General features: G+C 74.5%; 19 protein-coding genes and 1 riboswitch. Of the genes, 12 read left to right on the top strand and 7 right to left on the bottom strand.

Annotated features, from left to right (window positions below; translation table 11 throughout):
* Positions 1-38: 38 nt before the first annotated feature.
* Positions 39-296 carry a type II toxin-antitoxin system Phd/YefM family antitoxin gene (locus ACPYO6_RS09935; RefSeq protein ID WP_425714696.1) on the bottom strand — a complete coding sequence of 86 codons (258 nt, stop codon included), beginning with the start codon at positions 294-296 and terminating at the stop codon, positions 39-41.
* Between the two features lie 188 nt (positions 297-484).
* On the opposite strand from ACPYO6_RS09935, the gene ACPYO6_RS09930 reads away from it, so the two are divergent.
* The 6 genes from ACPYO6_RS09930 (at position 485) to ACPYO6_RS09905 (ending at position 7,232) form a co-directional block, all read left to right on the top strand.
* A complete protein-coding gene (locus ACPYO6_RS09930; protein ID WP_425714695.1) occupies positions 485-1,552 on the top strand; it encodes a homocysteine S-methyltransferase family protein in 1,068 nt (355 codons plus the stop codon).
* 58 nt (positions 1,553-1,610) lie between these two features.
* Positions 1,611-1,718: riboswitch (TPP riboswitch) on the top strand.
* Between the two features lie 47 nt (positions 1,719-1,765).
* Complete coding sequence (locus ACPYO6_RS09925) at positions 1,766-2,485, top strand: YkoF family thiamine/hydroxymethylpyrimidine-binding protein (RefSeq protein WP_425714694.1); 720 nt, start codon at positions 1,766-1,768, stop codon at positions 2,483-2,485.
* Entirely contained in the window at positions 2,482-3,081 is a 600-nt protein-coding gene (locus tag ACPYO6_RS09920; protein ID WP_425709303.1) for an ECF transporter S component, read from the top strand. The genes ACPYO6_RS09925 and ACPYO6_RS09920 overlap by 4 nt, the downstream gene beginning before the upstream one ends.
* Entirely contained in the window at positions 3,078-4,940 is a 1,863-nt protein-coding gene (locus tag ACPYO6_RS09915; RefSeq protein ID WP_425714693.1) for an ABC transporter ATP-binding protein, read from the top strand. The genes ACPYO6_RS09920 and ACPYO6_RS09915 overlap by 4 nt, the downstream gene beginning before the upstream one ends.
* Positions 4,937-5,737: an energy-coupling factor transporter transmembrane component T family protein gene (locus ACPYO6_RS09910; protein ID WP_425714692.1), complete on the top strand. Its 801-nt coding sequence runs from the start codon at positions 4,937-4,939 to the stop codon at positions 5,735-5,737. The genes ACPYO6_RS09915 and ACPYO6_RS09910 overlap by 4 nt, the downstream gene beginning before the upstream one ends.
* 49 nt (positions 5,738-5,786) lie before the next feature.
* Positions 5,787-7,232, top strand: coding sequence for an LLM class flavin-dependent oxidoreductase (locus ACPYO6_RS09905; protein WP_425714691.1), 1,446 nt, complete (start codon positions 5,787-5,789; stop codon positions 7,230-7,232).
* Here ACPYO6_RS09905 and ACPYO6_RS09900 read toward each other — a convergent pair.
* Entirely contained in the window at positions 7,199-7,882 is a 684-nt protein-coding gene (locus ACPYO6_RS09900; protein ID WP_425714690.1) for a response regulator, read from the bottom strand. The two genes, ACPYO6_RS09905 and ACPYO6_RS09900, sit on opposite strands and share 34 nt — an antisense overlap.
* Before the next feature lie 203 nt (positions 7,883-8,085).
* Between ACPYO6_RS09900 and ACPYO6_RS09895 the strand changes: the two genes are divergently transcribed.
* Positions 8,086-8,787 (top strand): sensor domain-containing protein, encoded by a 702-nt coding sequence (locus ACPYO6_RS09895; protein WP_425714689.1) that lies wholly within the window; start codon positions 8,086-8,088, stop codon positions 8,785-8,787.
* A complete protein-coding gene (locus ACPYO6_RS09890) occupies positions 8,784-9,980 on the top strand; it encodes a sensor histidine kinase (protein WP_425714688.1) in 1,197 nt (398 codons plus the stop codon). Before ACPYO6_RS09895 ends, ACPYO6_RS09890 begins: the two co-directional genes overlap by 4 nt.
* A 92-nt stretch (positions 9,981-10,072) precedes the next feature.
* Here the strand turns inward: ACPYO6_RS09890 and ACPYO6_RS09885 are convergent, their stop codons facing one another.
* Entirely contained in the window at positions 10,073-10,801 is a 729-nt protein-coding gene (locus tag ACPYO6_RS09885; protein ID WP_425714687.1) for a DUF1345 domain-containing protein, read from the bottom strand.
* Positions 10,802-11,100: 299 nt separating this feature from the next.
* On the opposite strand from ACPYO6_RS09885, the gene ACPYO6_RS09880 reads away from it, so the two are divergent.
* Positions 11,101-12,831 (top strand): hypothetical protein, encoded by a 1,731-nt coding sequence (locus ACPYO6_RS09880; protein ID WP_425714686.1) that lies wholly within the window; start codon positions 11,101-11,103, stop codon positions 12,829-12,831.
* Between the two features lie 80 nt (positions 12,832-12,911).
* Entirely contained in the window at positions 12,912-14,672 is a 1,761-nt protein-coding gene (locus tag ACPYO6_RS09875; protein ID WP_425714685.1) for a chaplin family protein, read from the top strand.
* Between the two features lie 156 nt (positions 14,673-14,828).
* Here the strand turns inward: ACPYO6_RS09875 and ACPYO6_RS09870 are convergent, their stop codons facing one another.
* The 4 genes from ACPYO6_RS09870 to ACPYO6_RS09855 form a co-directional block, all read right to left on the bottom strand.
* The gene (locus ACPYO6_RS09870) at positions 14,829-15,629 is read right to left on the bottom strand and encodes a hypothetical protein (protein ID WP_425714684.1); all 801 of its coding nucleotides are present in this window, start codon (positions 15,627-15,629) and stop codon (positions 14,829-14,831) included.
* 269 nt (positions 15,630-15,898) lie between these two features.
* A complete protein-coding gene (locus ACPYO6_RS09865; RefSeq protein WP_425714683.1) occupies positions 15,899-17,149 on the bottom strand; it encodes an RNA polymerase sigma factor in 1,251 nt (416 codons plus the stop codon).
* Positions 17,137-17,508 (bottom strand): YciI family protein, encoded by a 372-nt coding sequence (locus ACPYO6_RS09860; protein ID WP_425714682.1) that lies wholly within the window; start codon positions 17,506-17,508, stop codon positions 17,137-17,139. The genes ACPYO6_RS09865 and ACPYO6_RS09860 overlap by 13 nt, the downstream gene beginning before the upstream one ends.
* Positions 17,509-17,629: 121 nt before the next feature.
* Entirely contained in the window at positions 17,630-18,226 is a 597-nt protein-coding gene (locus ACPYO6_RS09855; RefSeq protein ID WP_425714681.1) for a phosphoribosylanthranilate isomerase, read from the bottom strand.
* Between the two features lie 208 nt (positions 18,227-18,434).
* Between ACPYO6_RS09855 and ACPYO6_RS09850 the strand changes: the two genes are divergently transcribed.
* Both ACPYO6_RS09850 and ACPYO6_RS09845 read left to right on the top strand, forming a co-directional pair.
* On the top strand, positions 18,435-18,992 hold the full coding sequence (locus ACPYO6_RS09850) for a Uma2 family endonuclease (RefSeq protein WP_425714680.1): 558 nt from the start codon (positions 18,435-18,437) through the stop codon (positions 18,990-18,992).
* Between the two features lie 124 nt (positions 18,993-19,116).
* Complete coding sequence (locus tag ACPYO6_RS09845) at positions 19,117-20,316, top strand: DUF418 domain-containing protein (RefSeq protein ID WP_425714679.1); 1,200 nt, start codon at positions 19,117-19,119, stop codon at positions 20,314-20,316.
* Positions 20,317-20,318: the final 2 nt, after the last annotated feature.

Genomic DNA, 20,318 nt, shown 5'->3' with positions numbered 1-20,318 from the left:
GCCCCGCTCGTGGTCCACGAGGACGTTCGTACCGAGAATCAGCGTTCGCCCCGGGAGGCCCCGGTCTCCGGGTCGAGCATGTCGACGGCGTCCGGAACGTCGGAGACGAATCGATCGTCGGGTGGTGCGATCCCGCCGAGCGCGGCTCTCAGTTCTCGCCCCGACGCACGGCGTGCGGGCCGGACCTCGGCGACCGGTCGATCGTCACGCATCACGATCACCGTCTCCCCGGCCTCGATCGCGTCGAGCAGCTCGGAGAACCGGCGTGACGCCTCCGCGGCAGTGACCGTTCGCATGACGGCATCGTCTCCGATCATCGGATTCGACGCGAGGGCAGCCATCCGGGCGCTCGCACGGGCTCGCCGTTGCCCGTCGTCGTCGAGCCCCCGTCTCACCAGGTGAGCCGTGGCCGCTCGCGCGAGCGCAGCGAGCGCCCCGCGCGGTTCACTGCGGCACTCGCCGAGACCACCACGAGGAGCACCGCATGACCGCGCACGCCACGACCACCGAGCCCGCCACCTTCTCCGAACGCCTCGACGCCGGGCCGGTGATCTGCGCCGAGGGCTTCCTCTTCGAGCTCGAGCGGCGCGGCTACCTCACCGCCGGCGAGTTCGTGCCCGAGGTGGCGCTCGAGCACCCTGAGGCGCTCAGGGCCGTGCACGTCGACTTCCAGCGCGCGGGCTCGGACGTCGTCGAAGCGTTCACCTACAACGGGCACCGCGAGAAGATGCGGGTGATCGGCAAGGAGGACCTCCTCGAGCCCCTCAACCGCGCGGCCCTGCAGATCGCGCGTGAGGTCGCCGACGCGGTGCCGGGGAACCTCGTGGCCGGCAACATCTCCAACACCAACGTGTGGGACCCGTCCGACACGGGCACCCAGGCCGAGGTCCGGTCGATGTTCGAGGAGATGGTCGGCTGGGCGGTCGACGAGGGCGCGGACATCCTCGTCGGCGAGACCTTCTACTACGCCGGCGAGGCTCTCACCGCGCTCGAGGTGGCGCGCGCGAGCGGCCTGCCGGTGGTCCTCACGCTCGCGCCGATGGCGCTCGAGGAGATGGCCGACGGCGTGGGAATCGTCGAGACGGCGCAGCGCCTCGAGCAGGGTGGAGCCGACGTCGTCGGGCTCAACTGCTTCCGGGGGCCGGACACGATGCTCCCGTGGCTGCGCCGGATCCGGGAGACCGTGAGCTGTCACGTCGGCGCCCTCCCGATCCCCTACCGCACCACCGAGGCCGAGCCGACCTTCTTCAGCCTCACCGACCCGGGCGCGAGCGTGCCGGCGCCGCACGGCCGGCCCTTCCCCACCGCGCTCGACCCGCTGTACGCGAACCGCTACGAGATCGGCGAGTTCGCCCACGAGGCCTACGCGCTCGGCGCGCACTACCTCGGGGTCTGCTGCGGCGCGTCCCCGATCCACATCCGTCAGGTGGCCGTGGCGGTCGGGCGGACCACGGAGGCGAGCCGGTTCTCGGAGAACATGGCCAACCACTTCATGTACGGGAGCCACGAGCGGCTGCCCGAGCACATCGCCGACCTCGGCGCCCGCGCCTGACCAGCGGGTCCAACGTGCGGTCGGGCCTCGACGCACCGAGGCCCGACCGGTAGCGTGCCGGCAACCCCCGGGGAGCGCCGAACGGCGCTGAGAGTGCGGAGAGTCCGCAGACCCGTCAACCTGATCCGGTTAGCACCGGCGTAGGGAGCAGGGCACCTGCCGGACGTCTCGCTCCGGGAGGTCTCGACGTACCCGCGGGCCGGGAGAGGCACCGTGAGCACGCACGCCGGCAGAACCCAGGCCCTCGACGACGCGCAGGTCGACCCGCGAACCGCTGCGGGCACCGGCTCCGCCGACCCGACACCCGAGCAGCTCGGGATCGGGATGCGGCTGAGCATCCACCCGCACGCCGACGACTTCGTCGACGTCATCCTCGGCTCGATCACCGACGTCGAGCAGCGCGGCCTCACCGACGGGCTCGTCGTCGAGAGCGATGCCGTCAGCACGTACGTCGGGGCGCGGCGCGCGCCGGCGGAGCAGCGCCTGGCCGCGTACGCCGTCGCGCTGGTCGAGGCCGCCTCCCGCCGCACCGGCGGCGGCCACGTGGTGGCGCACCTCCTGCTCTCCCGGGGCTGCCCCGGCGAGGTGACCTGCGACCCGCGGTCGTTCGTCGAGGCGACCGACCCGGCCGCACCGATCGAGCTCGAACCCACCGGCATCCCGGCCCGCGCCCAGTGGTCGCTGTACCCGCTGCTCGACGGCTCCTCCGCCGGCGGCGACCACATGGAGCCGATCATGGCGGCGATCACCGAGGCGCAGGAGCGGGGCGTGGCGAGCGAGGCCGCGCACTACGCGACGATGCTCACCGGCGACCTCGGGGAGGTCGTGGCGACGGCGACGGACGCGTGGGCGCGGGTCGGCGCGAGCGTCCCGCACGTCGTCACCCATCTCACGGTCTCGGTGGGTTCGCCGAGCGAGCAGGTGGCGTCATGAGCGGCGCGGACCAGAGCCACGGGTACGGCCCGTGGGCGCTGAAGGACCTCGTGATCGTGGTGGTGCTCGGCGCGGTCTTCGGGTTCGCCTACTGGGCTCTCGTCCAGGGCTGGAGCGGGCTGCGCGTCCTCATGGGCCCCGCGGGCGACCTCTCCGAGCACGTCCTCTTCGGTGGTTGGCTGATCGTCGCCCCGATCGCGGTGGCCATCGTGCGGCGTCCCGGCGCCGGCGTGCTCGCCGAGGTCCTCGCCGCGACCATCGAGTTCGCGTTCCTCGGTTCACCGGTCGGCCCGCTGCTCCTCGTGGCGGCCCTGCTCCAGGGCGTCGGCTGCGAGCTCCCGTTCTTCCTCACCCGCTACCGGAGGTTCGGGTGGGGCATCTTCGCCCTGGCCGGGCTCCTCGGCGCAACGCTGGTGTTCTTCTACTCCGCGTTCCGCTCGGGCTGGTACGGGCAGGACATCTTCGCGCTGCGCCTGGCGATCCAGGCGCTGTCCGGCGTCGTCCTGGGCGGGCTCCTCGCCAAGGTGGTCGTCGACGCGCTCGCGCGCACCGGGGTCGTGGACAACTTCGCCATCGGCCGGGCCGGTCAGGCATGACGGGCCTGTCGGCACGGCCGGCCCGGACCTCCCCCGACGACGGGGCCGCCACCGGGCACGACCGTCCGGCCGTGGGCACGGCGGCGGCGTCGGCCGTCGCGCTGACCGACGTGTCGGTGCACTTCCCGCGCCGGCCGGAGCCGGCGCTGAGCGGTGTCACGCTCGGCGCCGCGCCCGGCGAGCACGTGGTGGTCCTGGGGCCCTCGGGCTCGGGCAAGTCCACGGTGCTGCAGGTGATCACCGGGGTCGTGCCCCACACGGTGACGGCACGGGTCACGGGGGAGGTGACGGTGGCCGGGGCGCACGACCTCGGCACGCCCGTGGTCGAGCGCTCCCGCCGCATCGGCGCCCTCGCACAGGACCCGGGCGCCGCGGTGTGCCTCCCGGTGGTCGAGCAGGAGCTCGCGCTCCCGCTCGAGAACCACGGCACCGACCCGGCCGCGATCGACGACCGCATCGACACCGCGCTCGACGCCGTCGGCGCGGGCGCGCTGCGCGACCGGTCCTCCGCCGACCTCTCCGGCGGCGAGTCGCAACGGGTGGCGCTCGCGGCCGCGCTCGTCACGGAGCCGGAGGTGCTCGTCCTCGACGAGCCCACCTCGATGCTCGACCCGGCCGGCATCGCCGCCGTGCGCGACGCACTGGGCACGGCGGTGCGGCGCCACCACCCGGCGGTCGTGCTCGTCGAGCACCGGCTCGACGAGTGGGCGGGCCCGGCCGGCATCGCCGGGCTGCCCTCCCGCGCCGTTGTGCTCGGCCCCGACGGCACGCTGCTCGCCGCGGGCGACACCGTCGAGATCCTGCTCGCGCACGCCGAACAGCTCGTGGCGGCCGGCTGCTGGCTTCCGCTCGAGGCGGAGCTCGCGGCGGCCTGCGGTGGACCGGGCGGGCTGTCGTCTGCCCGCTGCACCGACCACCTGCGCGGGCTCGCCGCCGAGGTAGCACCGGGGTCGGGCCCGGGGACCGAGCCGGAGACCGATCCAGGACCGGGGCCCGAGCCTGTGTCGGCGCCCGAGTCGGCGCCGACCACTGCCGGACCGCCCCTCCTGTCCGCGCGCGGGCTGAGCGCCGGCCGTGCGGCCTGGCGCGGCGGACGTCGGCGCGCGGGGCGTCGCGGTGGGCGGGACGACGGACGGGGGGCCGGCCCGGCCCCCGAGGACCACCCGGTGCTCACCGGGATCGACCTCACGGTCCGAGCCGGGGAGGTCGTGGCGGTCCTCGGCCCCAACGGGGTCGGCAAGTCCACGCTGCTGCTCACGCTCGCCGGACTCCTGCCGCCGCTCGCCGGCACCGTCACGGGGGACGCTCCGGGCATGGTGTTCCAGAACGCCGAGCACCAGTTCCTCACGCACACCGTGGCCGCCGAGATCGGGCACGGGCTCACCGGCGAGGCGGGCGAGGCCGCGGTCGCGGACCGCCTGCGGCGTCACCGGCTCGAGCACCTGGCCGGGCAGAACCCGTTCCGGCTCTCGGGCGGGGAGAAGCGCCGGCTCAGCCTCGCGGCCGTCCTCGCCCACGACGCTCCCGTCCTCCTCGCGGACGAGCCCACCCTCGGGCTCGACCGGCGCGACGCGGTCGCGACCATGGAGACGCTGCGCGCGGAGGCGACCGCGGGACGCGGGATCGTGCTCTCCAGCCACGACCTGCGCACCGTCGCCACGCTCGCCACCCGGGTGGTCCTGCTCGCCGACGGCGAGATGATCGCCGACGGTCCCACGCACGAGGTGCTCAGCGATGCGGACCTCGTGCGGCGCGCGGGCCTCAGCCTGCCCCCGCTCGTGTCCTGGCTGCTCGCGCACGTGCCCGGCAGCTCGCTCGCACACGTGCTGCGCAGGCTCGACGAGCGGGTGGGCCGATGACCGCGCTCGCCCGGGCACCGCTCGGCGACGCCCCGCTGAGCCGCCGCAACCCCACGGTCAAGCTCGCCGCGCTCACCGCGGTCTCGCTCGCGGTCGTGTTCGTGCTCGACCCGCTCACGCCGCTCGCGCTCTACGCGCTGGCCCTGACCGCCGTGGCCGTGGGCACCCGGGCCGCGCCGCGCACGCTGGTGCTGGCGCAGCTCCCGTTCCTCGTGTTCGGCCTGGGCGTGCTGTCGGTCAACGTCCTCACCCGTCCCGGGGAGGTGCTGTGGCAGTGGGGCGTGCTGCGCGTGACGGTCGAGGGGCTCGAGGTGGGAGCCGCGCTCGGCGTCCGCTCGCTGGTCATCGGGGTCTGCGTCGTCGGGTTCCTGCTGTCCACCGACGGCGTGGCACTGATGACGAGCCTGCACCACAACGCCCGGCTCGGCGCGCGGATGACCTACGCCGTCCTCGCCGGGTACCGGATGCTGCAGGAGATGCCGCGCGAGTGGTCGACGATCCGGCACGCCCACGCGGCGCGCTCCCCCGACGTGCGGGGCCGGCCCCCACGAGGGGCGCGCCACCTGGCCGGGGTGGTGTTCACCCTGCTCGTGGTGTCGCTGCGCAAGGGCGAACGGATGGCTCAGGCCCTGGAGTCCCGGGGGCTGGGGCTCGCCCCCCGCACCACGTGGCGGCCCACCCCGGTGCGCGGCGCGGACTGGGCGCTGCTGGCCGGTGTGCTCGCCGTGCTGGCCGCCGTGCTCGTCGTCAGCCACCTCGCCGGGACGCTGCGGGGGCCCGGTGCCCTCTTCGGATAGCCGGATGAACACGCCCACCGACGGACCACCACCCCCGACGGAGAGACCCATGCACCTCGTCGCCCTGGTCAACGCCCCCACCAGCCAGTACGCGGAGTCGTGGCGCCATCCGCTCTCGCGTGGGGACTGGCTGGGCGCGTCGTTCTACGCCGACCTCGCCCGCACGCTCGAGCGCGGCCGGTTCGACATGATCTTCTTCCCGGACGCCCTCGCCGTCCCCGAGGACGCGGCCGGCGACTACGCGACCACCGTCCGCACCGGCGGCAAGGGGGCGATCTACCTCGACCCCGTCACCCTGGCCACGGTGGCGGCGTCGGCCACGACGCACCTGGGTGTGGGCGCGACGATGTCGACCACCTTCCTGCCGCCCTATGCCATCGCCCGCACCATGCTCAGCCTCGACCACCTCTCCGGCGGCCGGACGGCGTGGAACGTCGTCACCTCGACCACCGACGCCGAGGCCCGCAACATGGGCCTGTCCGCGATGCCCAGCAAGGCGGCCCGCTACGACCGGGCCGACCGCGTGGTGCGCACCGTCCTGGACCTGTGGGACTCGTGGGGGCCGGACGCCCTCGTGCTCGACCGGGAACGCCGGATGTTCGCGGACCCGGCGCACGTGCACCGGGTCCCGGACACAGGCGCGAGTGCGGAGGCAGACGCGGATGCGGGTGCGGGTGCGGGTGCGGGTGCGGACCCGGAGGCGGTCGCCCTGAGCCGAGGACCGGTCACGCTGCCGCGCAGCCCGCAGGGACGACCGGTGCTCATGCAGGCGGGCGCCTCGGAGCGGGGCCGGACCTTCGCCGCCCGCTGGGCCGAGGTGGTGTTCGTCGTCGCCGAGGACGCGGCCGCGATGCGCGCGCTGCGCACCGACCTGCGCGCCCGCGCCGCCGCGTGGGGCCGGGACCCGGACGACCTGCGGGTGCTGGCCGCGGTCCAGCCCGTGGTGGCCGCGACCGACGACGCAGCCCGCGCCCGCCTGAAGGAGATGGCTGCGCTGCTCGACGAACGCGAGATCCTCACGATGCTCGGACGCCTCCTGCACGCGGACGACCTCGACCCGGATGCCCGCGCCGCCGACCTCCTCATCGCCCACCGGGGCGCGACCGGGAGCGAGGGGTTCGAGGACATGCTGCTGCGCGCGAGCCGGGCGGAGGACCTCACGGTCCGCGAGCTCGCCCAGCGGCAGGCGATCAGCCAGCTCAAGCCCCAGCCCACCGGCTCCCCGGCGACGGTCGCGGACGAGCTGTGCGCGATCGTCGACGCCGAGGCCGCCGACGGTTTCGTCGTCATGTCGGCGCTGTACCCGTCCTCGCTGACGGAGTTCGTCGACGGCGTCGTCCCCGAGCTCCAGCGCCGCGGGCGCCTGCGTCGCGACTACCGGGGCGGAACGCTCCGCGAGCACCTCGCGCCGGGCGCACCGCCCGGCCGGACGGCCGACCAGCCGTCCGCTCAGCCGCCGGGTCACCGTCCGACGGCGACGAGCCCCGACTCGTAGGCCGTGACCACGATCTGCGTGCGGTCCCGCAGGCCGAGCTTGGCGAGGATCCGGGACACGTGCGTCTTGACGGTCTGCTCGCCGAGGAACAGCTCGCCGGCGATCTCGCCGTTGGACATCCCGGTCGCGACGAGGCGCATGACGTCGAGCTCGCGCTCGGTCAGCGGCGAGAGGACGGTGGGGTCCGGCCGACCCGAGGGCCGGGCCGCGTAGTCGGTGATGACCTTGCGGGTGATCGACGGCGAGAGCAGCGCCTCGCCGGCCGCCACCACGCGCACGGCGCCGGCGAGCTCGTCGGCGGTGGCGTCCTTGAGGAGGAACCCGCTCGCCCCGGCCTGGAGGGCGGCGAACACGTACTCGTCGGCGTCGAAGGTGGTGAGCATGACGACGCGGGGGTGCTCGTCCCCCGGCATGGCGAAGACGGCGCGGGTGGCGTCGAGGCCGTTGACCTTCGGCATGCGGATGTCCATGAGGACGACGTCGGGGCGGGTGCGGCGCACGAGGTCGACGACCTCGGAGCCGTCGGACGCGCTGCCGACCACCGTCATGTCCTCCTGCGCGTCGAGCAGGGCGCCGAAGCCCTGCCGGACCATCGCCTGGTCGTCGACGACGGCGACGCGCACGACGCCCGTACCGGTCGGTGTGCTCACCCGGACACGGTAGCCGGGGACGCCTCTCGTCGTCGGGGGCGTTCCGGCGCCTCCCCTCCCCCGTGCGTAGGGGACCGATTCACACCCGCGGGTGACGCGGAGCGGCGAGGCGCGCGGCGACAGTCCCTGTCATGCACACGACCACCGCGGCACCCGGCCGCTCCGACACACTGTCCTCAACCACCAGAGACGGACGTGACCACATGACCGCCACCGCACCGACCGACGACAGTCAGGGCCGAGCGGGCCGCACCCTGCGCACCCTCGGTCGCGACCTCGGCTACCTCCTGCCGGGGATGATCCTCTCGATCATCGCCTTCGTCCTGCTCGTCACGCTCTTCGCCGTCGGGGTCGCGACGTTCATCGTCTGGATCGGCGCGCTCGTCCTGCCGCTCACCCTCGTCGTCGCCACCGGGTTCGCCCAGATCTCCCGGGCGCGGCTGCAGGCCTGGGGCGCCGAGGTCGTCCCGCCCCGCTACCGCGAGCACCGCGGCGGGATCGGCGGCTGGATCAAGCTCCTGGGTGACGGACGCCGCTGGCTCGACCTGTTCTACGAGGGCCTGCTCGCCTTCCCCCTGCGCCTGCTCACCGGGCTCGTCGCCATCATCTGGCCGGCCGCCGCGCTCGGTGGGATCACCTACTGGTTCTGGGGACTTTTCCTGCCCGAGGACGACGCGATGTCCGGCCTCACCTGGCTCCTCACCCAGCTGCCCGACGGCTGGATCTCGGAGTCCGTGGCGCAGAGCTTCTGGCTCGACGCCCTCGTCACCGGGATCGCCGGGCTCCTGCTGGCGATCAGCACGCCGGCCGTCGTGCGCCTCATGGCACTGATGGACGCGGGCGCCACCTCCGTCGCGCTCTCCGGCACACCCACGGGCACGACGATCGGTGGGCAGCAGCGATGACCGGGCGGACCCCGTCCCACGACCCGGTGGGGAACCTCCTCGCCCTCCGGTCGCCGCGCACCGGCTGGACCTGGCTGGCGACGATCTACACGGCCGTCGTCCTCGTCCCGATCACGTGGCCCGTGCTGACGAACGTCCACGACGTCCACGTCGCGATCTCCATGGTCCTCGCGTTCGCGACCTCGGGGGCTCTCGTCCTCGCCGTGCGGTGGCCCGCCGTCTCGCTCGGTCTCGCCCTCGCGGGGGCCGTGGGCACGGCGGCGGCAGCGGCGTCGTCGTCGGCCCCGTGGCCCTGGCCCGTGCCGACGATGATCGCCTTCCTCCTCAACCTGCTCGTCCTCACGCTCCTGCACGGGTGGCGGTGGGGCGCCGGCCTCTGGCTCGGCGGGTCGGCCCTCTCGGTCGTGGCCGTCCTCCTGCGGCCCGACGCGGGCGGTGCGGTCGCCAACGCGATCGTCACCGCGGGCATCGGGGCCGGCCTGCTCGCGGCCGGCAGCGGGCTCCGGCTCCTCCTGCGCGGACGGACCGCCCTGACCGAGGAGCGGCGGGCCCGCGCCGAGGAGTCCGAGCGGCGCACCGAGCTCCAGGAGCGCAACCGGATCGCGCAGGAGATGCACGACGTCGTCGCGCACTCGATGTCCGTCATCTCCGTCCAGGCGACGACGGCGCCCTTCCGCCTCAGCGACACCTCGCCGGAGGTGGACGCGGAGTTCGCGTCCATCGCGCAGTCCTCCCGCTCGGCGCTCACCGAGATGCGCGGCCTGCTCAGCATCCTGCGCGGCACCGAGGACGCGGACCTCGCTCCGCAACCGTCGCTCACCGACGTGGCCGAGCTCGTCGACGGCGCGCGCAGCTCCGGCGCGACGATCACGTTCGACCACCGGGGCGCCGGCCCGGAGACCGTCCCGCCCGCCACCGGGCTCACCGCCTACCGCATCGTCCAGGAGGGGCTGAGCAACGCCCTGCGGCACGCGCCGGGCGCCGAGGTGGCCGTCACGCTCGCCGTCGGGGCGGACGAGGTGGGTGTCGCCGTCGTCAACGGGCCCGCCACGGGCGAGGTGACGGCGTCGGCCGGTGCCGGACTCGGGCTCGCGGGCATCCGCGACCGGACCCGCGCGCTCGGTGGCACCTCGGACATCGGCCCGACGCCGGAGGGCGGGTTCGCGGTCACCGCGACCCTCCCGGTGGGGTGAGGGAACGTTCCTCGCGGGCGGGCCGCGGTGACCTCGATCGGCCGCGGTCGATCGGGGTCACCGCGGCGCGGTCAGGAGCCGAAGCGGCGCGTTCAGGAACCGAAGCCACCGACGAGCAGGCTGACGGTCATCGCGACGATGACCGTGTTGAACGCGAACGCGAGCATCGAGTGGGTCCGCATGACCGACCAGGCGCCGCTCGTCCGGCACCGCACCCCGGACCCCTGCATGGTCGAGGTGAGCACGGACATCGTCAGGTAGTCCCGGTACCCGGGCTCGGAGAGCAGATCGAACTCGAGGGCCCCTCCGGAGTCGAGCCGCATGTACCTGGTCGCGTACGCGTAGACCATGAGCGCCCAGGACCCCGCGACGGCGGCGAAGCCCAGCAGGATCATCCAGATCGAGGTCCGGAACTGATCGGTCTGGGCGATCGTGAGGACGCCGATGGCCGCGACGAGCCCGCCCTGGACGGTCCACGACTCGGCGCTCGACTCGCCGAGGACGGACCGCCACCACGACCGGCCGGCGCGCCGCTGGACCGCAGCGAACCGGCGGAGATCCCGCGCCGACATCCGGGTGAAGACCCGGTGGGTGAAGAAGACGTGCGTTGCCGCGAAGAGCACCCAGTACATGAGGAAGATCGGCATGGTCAGGGACAGGAAGTAGTCCCGCAGCCACTCCGCGGTGGTCGCGTACTCGTCCACCTCGGCCACGCGGGAGATCATGATCGGGACGAAGGCCAGGAGCGTGAGCACCAGTGCGACACCCCCGGCGGCGTTGCCCCGGAAGACCTCGCTCGCGAGCCGTGGGGTCCGGTCCATGCGTCTCCTCGTCAGGCTGTCGTCGTGGTGCGCTCGCCACCGGGTGTCGGTGTCGGCCCGTTGCGCGGCCCGCGCGTTCCGGCCGGTCGTCGCGGGCCCGAGGATGCCACGGCGCCACTCCTCCGCGTCGTACCTCACGCCGACCGTGCGACCGTCCGCTCGCATCGCCCTCCGGTCCTCCCCCTCCGTGAGGGCTCCACCGTCCCGGAGCCCGATCGTCCGGCCCCACGGGTTGCGGGCCCGGCCAGCCTCGATAGAGTGTGATCTACGCGATATTCGTCTGGGGGACGAGACAAGCCATGAGACCGGTCGAGGGCCAGGTGCAGAGCGGGCGCGGACGCCTGCCGCGCTGGGCCGACCGGAGCCTGCGGGCCCTCGGTGGGACCGGCGCCCTCGTCGTCGTCGGCATCGCGCTCGCCTCCCCGGCCGCAGCCGACGACGACGAGGGCGTCACCACGGGGGACACCCAGGACTCGGTGCTCACCTCCGTGCTCGAGGGAATCGGCGAGCACGTGGTCGATCCGGTGGCGGAGCACGTCATCGACCCCGTCGTCGAGCTGGCCGTCCCGCCATCGCCCGACCCCGAGCCGGCCGAGAGCGTTCCCGTGGCCGCCGACGAGGCGGCCACCGACGACCCGTCGGCGATCCCACCCGCTCCCGAGCACGACACCACCGTCGACGTCGACGTGCCGGCTGGAGCCGTCACCGACGACGCCGCCGCGGCCGACGAGCTCGCTGCGCCCGGCGAGGAGGTGGCACCCCCCGCCCCGGGCGACGCCGCCCCGGCCGACGATGCCGCACCGGGCCAGGAGGGCGCCGGCGACGCGGACACCGAGGGCCCGGAGCCTGGCACCTCCGACGTCGACGCGGACGAGTCGCACGAACCGGCCACGCAGACCGAGCCCGCACAGCCCGACGCGGCAACCGCGCCCGCACCGGCCGCCCAGAACGAGCCCACCCCGGAGCGCGACGCCGCCGCGGCCGACGACGCTCCGGTCGCCGACGAGGCGGGGCAGCCCGCCGACCGATCCCCGCTCACCTACCTGTCCGACGCCCTGAGCCCCGTCGTCGAGGAGGTGACCGCGCCCGTCGAGGAGCTGACGACGACGCTCGGCGAGCTCGTCGGAGAGGTGGTCGATCCGCTCACGCCGGTCACCGACGCCGTGCTCACGCCCGTGACCGACGAGGTCGTCGCGCCGGCCCTCGAGTCGGTCCGACCGGTGACGGACTCGCTGCGTCCGGTGCTCGAGCCGGTCGGCACGGTCGTCGAGCCCGTGACCACAGGCGCCGCTCCCGTCCTCGACGTCGTGGACCCCGTTCTCGACGCCGTCGCCCCGGTGGTCCGTGCGGTCGACCCGGTGGTCGCTCCGCTGCGGCCCGCCGTCGACGAGGTCGTGACGATCGCCGAGCCGGTCGTGGATGTCGAGGACGTCGTCGACATCGGCATCCTCGCGCCGTCGCTCGACGAGCCCGGCCCGACGCAGGACGACGCGCCCGCCGGCACACCGCCCGCAGCCGACGAGGTCCCGCCCACCGCCGTCGCGCCCGAGGCACCCGCGGGGGGCCCGGCGCAGACGCCCAACCCGGCGGAGTCGGTCGTCCCGTCCGGGTCGCAGAGCCCGGCGGTCGAGATCACCGCGAGCTCCACGCCCGCCGCGCGCACGGCCGTGGAGTCGGGCGTCGTCGTCGACGTCGCGACCGACCACGTCCCCGAGGTCGTTCCGGCCGCCGTCGCCACCTCCGTCCAGGTCGCCGACGACGTCGCCGCGCGGGTCGCTCCGTCGCAGGCACTGGCACCGGAGGCCGAGCACTCGGGTCCCCAGCACGGCCTCGACGCCGTCGCCCAGGCGGGCCACTCGTTCGCGGTCGTCACGCAGGGCGGCGACTCTCCGGTGCGGGCCGGCGGGGCCGACAGCACGCCCGGCGCCCGCTTCGAGTTCGACACGACCCAGCTGTCCTGGCCGGTCGGCGACTCCGCCGACCGTGCCCTCCTCGACGTCGATCACGAGGTCCCGGTCTCCCCTGCCTGAGTGATGCCCGCCGGCACGCGTGCCGGCACACGCATCCACGCGCATCCGCGCACTCACGGCAGATTCCAAGGAGACAGACCATGCATGCACTGCTACGCCATGCCCTGAGAGTCACAGTGCTCTCGGGCGGGCTGCTCGTCGCCGGGGCCGCAGCGGCCCACGCCGACGACGGCCTGCTGGACGACGACACCACGCTCGACGGCCTCGTCGAGGACGTCGTCGCCGACAACGTGGTCACCGCACCGGTGACCGCCCCGATCGACCTCGGGGACGTCACCGCCACCGTGCTCGGTGACACCGACGTCCGGTCCGAGGAGGTGCCGGCCGCCGAGGCGGTGCCGACCTCCACGGTGGAGATCACGACGGACGACGCGTCCGCGGGCGACGAGGCGCCCACCGAGCTGCCGGAGGCCGCCGGTACGGCCGTCCCGGCAGAGCCGGCCGAACCGGCGCCGACGACGGACCCCGACGAGCCGATCGCGCTCGACGTCGTCGCGGACAACACTGCCACCCTGCCGATCACGGCACCGGTCACGGCCGGCGACCCGGTCGTCACCGTGGGTGGCACCACCGACGTCGAGCGGACGGAGTCCGGGGTGACCGCGCCGGCCGCCGCACCCACGTCGACCACCAGCGTCGACGCGCCGGCAGCACCCGCTCCGGCGGACGACGCCGCGATCAGCGACGTCGTCGCGGACAACACCGTCACCGCGCCGGTGACCGTCCCCGTCGATGTCGGCGACATCACCGCCACCGTGCTCGGCGAGACCACGATCGACGAGACCGTGGCACCGAGCGACGGCGACACGGAGACGACGGGATCCGACGCACCGGTGTCGACCACCACCGTCGACGCGCCCGCAGCTCCCGCTCCGGCCGACGACGCCGCGATCAGCGACGTCGTCGCGGACAACACCGTCACCGCGCCGGTGACCGTCCCGGTCGACGTCGGCGACATCACCGCCACCGTGCTCGGCGAGACGACCGTCGACACCACCGAGACACCGGCCGCCCCGGCGCCGGTGTCGACCACCACCGTGGACACCTCGGCCCAGCCGGTCGAGGCCGCTCCCGTGGACGAGAACGGGGACAGCGGACCGGTCGACGGCCTGCTGGGCGACCTGCTCGGCGACGGACTGCTGAGCGACGTGGTCGCGGACAACACCGTCACCGCACCGATCACGGTGCCGGTCACGGTCGGCGACCTCTCGCTGTCCCTCCTCGGCGACACGACCATCGACCGGACCGCACCGGCTGCGACCACAGGACCGGTCGCCCCGGTCTCGGAGGTGGTCGTCACCCAGGAGCCCGGCTCCGACGCCGGCTCGTCCGGGTCGCTCATCGAGGACGTCCTGTCCGGCAACGTCATCACGCTGCCGATCACCGTGCCGATCGACGTCGGCGACCCGACGGTGACGATCATCGGGGAGACCGAGATCGTCGACGAGGTCACGCCGACCGACCCGACGGACCCCGTTGACCCGGTCGACCCGACCGACCCGACGGACCCCGTTGACCCGGTCGACCCGACCGACCCCACGGACCCGTCCGACCCGACGGACCCCGTTGACCCGGTGGACCCGACCGACCCGACGAATCCGAGCGACCCGGGGACCGACCCCGGCAACGGCCCGGACGTCGACGCCACCACTCCGGTCGTGGTCGAGGTCGTCGACCACGGCACCACTCCGCAGGCGCCCGCGACCGACGGGTCGGCGAACGCCGGGAGCCCGGTGAACGAGCTGCCGGAGACGGGGGCAGGAGCCTCGCTCCCGCTCGCCGCTCTCGCGGGCGGGCTCATCGTCCTCGGCCTGCTCACGCGAAAGCTCGCACGGGTCTGACCCAGGGCCCCTCGCGGTCGGACAACTGGTCGACGTCGGCCGGTCCCCGTGGCGGTATTCCGTCACGGGGGCCGGACCGGCGGCCGTGCTGTGCCCGCGGGCGCCCGCCCGATGAGGCACAACTGCACCCGCACCCCTTTGCGCAGAAGGTGCCTGTCAGCCCATCAGCCACCGGACGAGGAACACGATCGGGACGATCACGACGGCGGAGGCGCCGATCAACCCGACGATGAGGGCACCCTTGGCCTCGGCGCCCAGCTTCGGCTTCGTCCATCCCGCCCGGTCAAGGACCGCCTGCAGCGGGGTGTTGAGGTCGGCGGTGTTCAACGTGTAGTCCACGGGTGTCGTCGGTCCGTCGGCGCTCGTCCCGAGCTCGACGCGCTTCTCGAAGCGCCAGACGCGACCGCCCTCGCTGCTGCCCGTGAGCGCGCCCACGACCGGTACGCCCGCCTGCCAGTCGAGCGCGTAGTAGTGGTCGGACCGCGTGACCTTGCCGGGGCCCGCCATGACGAGGCGGGTCTCGAACACGCGGTTCGTCCCGTTCCGCTGGGCGAGCACCCACCAGGACCGGTCCTGCAGGTCCCACCGCACCTGGATGACCTCGTCGTTGTGGGCGACGACGTACGGCGTGTCCCGCAGCTCGTGGGCCAGCGCGGCGGCGACCGCGGCGAGCGGCCACGGGGTGTCGAGATCCTGGACGACCGGGTCCGGGACCGCGGGACGGAGGTCGTCGGCGCTCGACGTCCCCATCTCGCGCCTGGCGCGCGGCGCGAGGACGAGGGCGATGACACCGACGACGAGGAACAGCACGGCGACGAACCCGAGCGCGAGCCGGTCGCTCGTCCCAGATGCCACCGCCAGCGCCAGCACGGCCGCTCCGGCACCCAGGAGCGTGAAGATCACGCCGAAGATGATCATGCCGATCCACCGGTGCTGCGGCTGCAGCGTCCATCGCATACCTGCGCTCCTTCCTGGTCCGGTCACCGGTGCCCGGCGACCGCGGCGGACCACGCTAGGTGCCGTCCGCCGCGCCCCGACCGAGGGGGCGGGGGCAGATGTCCCCCGCCGACGCGCGCGCTCGGGTCCACCACCCGCACGCGCGCGAGGCGCACGAACCGCAATCTCGACGAGAGAACGCGGGCGCTGGGCCGCGCTCTCGACAGGAATGTGGCTCCCAACCGCAATCTCGACGTGCACCAACCGCAATCTCGACGAAGGGGGGCGGCTCAGGCGTGCTCCTGGCGGAGGCGAGTGAGGTGGCGGCGCTGGGCCGGGTCGTGCGTGAGGGCGATCGCCCGGTCGTAGGCGTCGGCGGCCTCGTCCGCTCGGCCCGCCAGCCGCAGCAGGTGGGCGCGCGTGGCCCAGGCGGGCTGGTACCCGCTGGTCCGGTCGGCGATCCGGTCGAGCACGGCGAGCCCGGCGTCCGGTCCGTCGGTGCGTCCAAGCACCGCGGCGAGTGCGGTGGCGCCGCCGAGCGACGGCGCGAGCTCGTCGAGCGCGAGGTGCAGCCGGCGCAGCGTCGCCCAGTCGATCGGCCCTTCCGGCGTGCGCGCGCAGTGGACGGCCTGGATCGCGGCCTCGAGCTGGAACCGGCCGACCTCGCCGCGCGCGTGGGCGGCGCGCAGGTGCTCGTGCGCCCGCGCGATCAGCGCACGGTCCCACAGCGCCGGGTCCTGCTGGTCGAGCGGGACGTACTCACCGCCCGGGCCGAGCCCCGCACCTGCGCGGGCGGCGGAGAGCAGGACGAGCGCCACGAGCCCCCGGGCCTCGGGGTCGCGCGGGGCGAGCTGGGCAACGAGCTCGGCCAGGTGCCGGGCCTCCGGCGGCAGCCGGCTCGGCTCCTGACCGGTGGACCACTCGATGACGTAGGCGCCGTACACGGCCTCGAGCACGGCGGCCATCCGCTCGGGCAGGGCGTGCCGGTCGGGGATCTCGAACGGGACCTGCGCTGCCTTGATTCGCCGCTTGGCCCGGGTCAGCCGCGTGGCCATCGTCCGGGCCGGGACGGCGAACGCCCGTCCCACCTGGGCGGCGGTGAAGCCGAGGACGACGTCGAGCATGAGCGGCGTCCGGGCCGCCCGGTCGACGTCCGGGTGGGCGCACGCGAGCAGGAGCTCGAGTCGTCGGTCTCCCACGGCGTCCGGGTCGATCTCGTCGACGACGGCGAGACGGCGGGCCACGTCGTCGTCGAGCGGGCCGGTCAGCCGGGACTCGCCGGATCGCCACCGGTCACGCATCCGGTTGCGCGCGACGGCGAGGAGCCAGGCGGCCGGGTCGTCCGGCACCCCGCGGTCCGGCCAGGTGCGCAGGGCACGCTCGAGGGCGTCGCCGACGGCGTCCTGGGCGGCCTGGAGGTCCCCGTCGGCGGCGGCGAGCAGAGCGACCACCCGACCGTAGGCGTCCCGGGCCGCGCGCGCCGCGGCGTCGTGCGCGACCTCGCGCGCGTCCCGGGTGGTGCCGGCGCTCAGGCGGTCCATGCCCCGTCGACGATCGACGTCGCGGCCGGGCGGACCTCGATCGTCCCGTAGGAGCTGGCGGGGCAGCGCTCGGCCCACGCCAGTGCGGCGTCCGCGTCGGGCACGTCGACGACGAACACGCCGGCGAGCGCCTCCTTCGTCTCGGCGAACGGCCCGTCCTGGACCTGTGTCTCCCCCGTCCGCCGCGTGACGGTGCGCGCGTCCCCGGGCGCGGTGAGGATGTCGGCGCCGACGAGCACGCCGGCCCGCGTCAGCGCGTCGGCGTACTCGCCGAACAGGCGCTGCATGTCCGCCATGTCCTCGTCCGACACCTGCCCCGGGTCCGGCACTCCGTTGTGCAGCAGCAGTGCGAATCGCATGATCGTCTCCGTCCGTCGTCGTCAGTCTCACGCAACCAGGATGTCGCGCACAGTGATGACGATCGGCCGGGGCCCGGATCGTCACCCCGGTCGATCCGGCCCGACGCCGTGGGGGGGGGGCCTACCGGTCGTGCACGCTGCGCGCGGCGGCGACGAACCGGTGGATGAGCGCGGGGTCCTTGACGCCGCGAGTGACCTCGACGCCGCTGGAGACGTCGACGCCCCACGGGTGGACACGGGAGATCATCTCGGCCACGTTGTCCGGCGTGAGCCCGCCGGCGAGCATCCACCGGCCGTGCGGGGAGGTCAGCTCCTCGACATCCCACGTGTCCCCGGATCCCGGGGTCGCCGAGTCCAGGAGGAGGACCTCCTCGTCGTGCGCCCGGACCTCGGTCGGTCCGTCGGCCCCGGAGGTGGCCCGCCACACGCGCGGGAAGGTCGCGGCACCGCGCAGGTTGTCGGCCTCGCCGTACCCGTGGAGCTGGAGGACGTCGACGCCGACGTCCCGCGCGAGAGCCACGGCGTCGTCGACCGGCAGGTCGTGGACGACGAGAACGGTGGTCGTGCCCCCCGCTGCGCGGACGAGCCCGGGGATGTCCTCGGGCGGCACGGCGCGGACGCTCGTCGAGCTGACGACGATGCCGACCGCGTCGGCGCCGGCGCCGCGGGCCTCCCGCACGTCCTCGACCGTGCGCATCCCGCAGATCTTGACGAACACCGGCTCTCCCTCCCTCGGCACGACGACGCCGCAGCTCCTCCCGGTCCGGGCCCCGCAGGACCCGGGGCGGGCCGGACGCCATTGTGCCCACAGGCCCGTGCCGGCCCACCCTGCCGCGCGACCTGTGGACGCGCACGGACGCACCGTCGGCCGCCGGGCCACGCTCGTGGCATGACGGGCAGTGACACGACGGCGGAGGTGGAGGACCATGAGCGTCATGACGGTGATGCCGCGCACGGACGGGTGGACGGTCGATGACCTCGACCGGATCCCCGACGACGGCCTGCAGTACGAGCTGCTCGACGGGATCCTCCTCGTGACCCCGGCGCCGGTCCTCGCCCACCAGCGCGCCATCGGCAACCTGCACCTCCTGCTCAGCGCCGCCCGTCCGCCCGGGTGCGAGGTGCTGCTCGCCCCGTTCGACTGGCGCCCGGACCGCCGCACCTCCCTGCAGCCGGACCTGCTGGTCATCGGGGTCGGCGACTCCGGCCCGGCGAACGTGACGACGCCGCTGCGGCTGGCCGTCGAGGTGCTCTCGCCGTCGACACGCCGCAAGGACCAGGTGCTCAAGCGCTCGAAGTACGAGGAGTCGGGCGTCGAGTCGTACTGGATCGTGGACCCTCAGGAGCCGGGCATCCTCGCCCTTGACCTCGTCGACGGCCGGTACGTGGAGGTCGCGAGTGCGAGCGGCGCCGCGGCCGCCCACCTCACCGCGCCGTTCGACGTCGACGTCGTGCCGGCCGAGCTCGTCCGCCCGCCCGACTGACCGCCGGACTCGATCCTGGCGAGCTTGCGCCATCGCGGGCGTCGTGCGCCAGTGCCGCGGTCCCGCGCCCCCCTCCGCCGATCGGCTGATCCGGCCGCGCGTCCGCGTCCATAGCGTCGACCGCATGGACCGATCAACCACCACCACGGACCCGGGACCGGCCCGCGCGCTCGCCCCCGATCTCGCCCGCGGTCTCATGCTCGCCCTCATCGCGGTCGCCAACGTGGCGATCTACCTGCACGACCGCCCCTACGGGCTACGCCAGCACATCGTCGAGGACGGCGTGCTCGACCGCGCCGTCACCCTCGTCGTCGCCCTGGCCGTCGACGCCCGCGCCTACCCGCTCTTCGCCGCGCTGTTCGGCTACGGGCTCGTGCGGATCGCCGACCGGCAGCGCGACCGCGGGCTCGGCGAGGACGACGTGCGGCGCCTGCTGCGCCGCCGCTCGCTCTGGCTCGTCGCGTTCGGCGCCGGCCACGCCCTCCTCGGGTTCTCGGGGGACATCCTCGGCTGGTACGGGCTTCTCGGTCTCGTCCTCGCCGGGGTGCTGCAGATCTCGGACCGGGCGCTGCTGCGCGCGGCCGTGGTCTGGCTCGTGGTCGCCTCCGCGATCCAGGGACTCGTCTACGCTGACGGCGCCGTGACGACCCAGCGCGGCCACATGTGGTCGTTCGCCATCGGCGACCCGATCGAGGCGCTCGTGTGGCGCCCGGTCGAGTGGCTGATGGGTCCGGTCGGCCTGCTCACCGTCGGCGCGCCGATGCTCGTCGGTGTCTGGGCGGGCCGGCGCCGGATCCTCGAACGCCCCGAGGCGCACCTCTCTCTGCTGCGCCGCACGGCCGGCGTCGGCATCACGGTCGGGCTGCTCGGCGGGGTCGGCACGGCGATGGCGACCGCCCGGGTGTGGACCCCGGGGGACATCGCCCTCGTCGGCTGGTCGTGGCTGCACATCCTCACCGGCGTCCTTGCCGGGCTCGGGTACGCGGCGGCGGTCACGCTGCTCGCCCGCCGCCTGGGCAGGGACCGCGACGGCGGCGCGGGCAGGCGCGTGATCGATGCGCTGCGGGCCACGGGCGAGCGCTCGCTGAGCTGCTACCTCGCCCAGTCCGTCATCTTCGTCGCGCTGCTGCCGGCGTGGACGCTCGGGCTCGGGGGCGACCTCGGTACCGCCGCGGCGAGTGGGCTCGCCCTGCTCGCGTGGCTGCTCACCGTGCTGGGCGCTGACGCCCTCGCCCGGCGGGGTCGACGCGGTCCTGCCGAGGCGGTGCTGCGCCGGCTCACGTACGGCGTCCCTTCGCAGCCGACGCGGTCCGCCGTACGGTGACC

The organism is Georgenia sp. Z1344, assembly GCF_049856295.1.
Classification (GTDB): domain Bacteria; phylum Actinomycetota; class Actinomycetes; order Actinomycetales; family Actinomycetaceae; genus JB111.
The sequence above is the reverse complement of the archived record's forward strand: the minus strand, read 5'-3'. Positions and strand labels throughout refer to the sequence as shown.